Source organism: Bifidobacterium sp. (assembly GCF_051876855.1).
Lineage (GTDB): Bacteria > Actinomycetota > Actinomycetes > Actinomycetales > Bifidobacteriaceae > Bifidobacterium.
This window is the reverse complement of sequence record NZ_JBJEIH010000074.1, coordinates 6,399-7,939: the sequence shown is the minus strand read 5'-3', so window position 1 is coordinate 7,939 and position 1,541 is coordinate 6,399. Positions and strand designations below refer to the sequence as shown.

At 53.8% G+C, this 1,541-nt stretch carries 2 protein-coding genes; one reads left to right on the top strand and one right to left on the bottom strand.

The window, feature by feature from the left end:
* A partial coding sequence (locus ACI38B_RS04855; protein WP_439729764.1) for a hypothetical protein occupies window positions 1–527 on the bottom strand: 527 nt, incomplete at its 3' end.
* Window positions 528–703: 176 nt separating this feature from the next.
* Between ACI38B_RS04855 and ACI38B_RS04850 the strand changes: the two genes are divergently transcribed.
* Entirely contained in the window at window positions 704–1,444 is a 741-nt protein-coding gene (locus tag ACI38B_RS04850) for an alpha/beta hydrolase (protein ID WP_439729763.1), read from the top strand.
* The last annotated feature ends 97 nt before the right edge of the window (window positions 1,445–1,541 follow it).

Here is a 1,541-nt window from a genome sequence, read left to right as displayed (position 1 = left end):
GATCCATTTGCCCAGTCGTCAAACACGCGAACCGTACTTATTGGCAGACCTTGTTGCGATTCTGGATAATCGGGGAAGAACATGAAATCCGAGTACCACCCTTGACGATTGCTTTTGTTTAGGCAATGGGCTGCTGTGACGAGCAATTTTCTTGAGCTGCTATTAACAAAGGAGGCGGTACAGGATCCTGCGTTGTTGGAGTCAATGCGAAAAGTTAGCAATCCCGATGATCTTGATGTTGTGTCAGCATGGGGTGCGGGCGACTTGAGAGCGGGGATTCCATTGTCAGGTCCCGAATATCGGGGAATTGCGGAAGGTTCGGAAATGAGCTTTCTTAGCCGTGCATGTGTCCAATAATTTTTGGCTCTGTAGATATCTAGAGGACCCAATGACATTGAGACACTATTGCTGTTTGGTGATGATGTCGATTGGGGTGTATCGTCATGCATCTCGGATGCATTAGCTTCGGTACTGAGGCATGAGGAAAGAAGGCAGACAGACAAGAAAAGAACAACGCTTTTTTTCATGATCTTCATCTCCTTAAAAGTCGTGTATTATAATCAATCTTAATCAATTCTATTATTGACTCATAATATAATGTCAGATATTACGTGAACATGAATTATTGTTCACGATTGTGTTGCTGTCCCGGAATGCCGCAAGATGTGTCGTGATACATTTGCAAGCGGGTATATTGGGCGGTATGAGTGAATCTTCGCAGCTGGTGGGTCGTGAATCGAACGTAGTGCCGGGGCGGTTCGGCGAACCGATGCAGGTGCGTGAAGCCCAATGGTCGCGCGGAGGCGGCAACGCGCAGCCCAATCGCCCGATGCTGCTGTGCCTGCACGGCTGGGGGTCGAACGAGCAGGATCTGGCGGATATGATGCGCTATGTGGCTCCCTACAACGATTTCGTGTCACTGCGTGCGCCGCTCGTCTTGCAGGAGGAACGAGGGTCGATTCCGGGTGCCTACACGTGGTTCCATGATTGCGTGCCGACCGGCGATGATCTGGACCGTGACTCCTTCGCCGCCGCCAACGCGATCGATGCGTGGGTGTTGGAGCATATCCCCGCAGAACGTGACGTGGTGCCGATTGGTTTCTCCCAAGGCGGATTGCTTGCGATTCACCTGCTGCGTGTACATCCGGAACGCTACCGTGCTTCGATTTCACTGTCCGGATTCCTTGCTCCTGCACAGGTTCCGGGCACCGCTCCCGCGGATGATCGGCTCGCCGACCTGCAAATCCCGACCTTCTTCGGCTATGGTCAGGCCGATACCGTGATTCCAGCGTATGAGATCCACGCGATGTCCGCATGGCTGGAGGAACACACCTGGCTGACGGAGAAAAGCTATCGCGGGCTTGATCACGCGGTGAGTCTGCAGGAGTTCAACGACCTGCGCCAGTGGCTGATGCTGCACAACATCACGTCCGGCATGCTGTGATCCGCGTGCTGCCGGCGCGGAATCGTGGGCGCTCGGTGAACGGCCCACTGTGCCATGCGACGAGCGCCGTTGTGTGAGGATTCGCTCACACAACGAC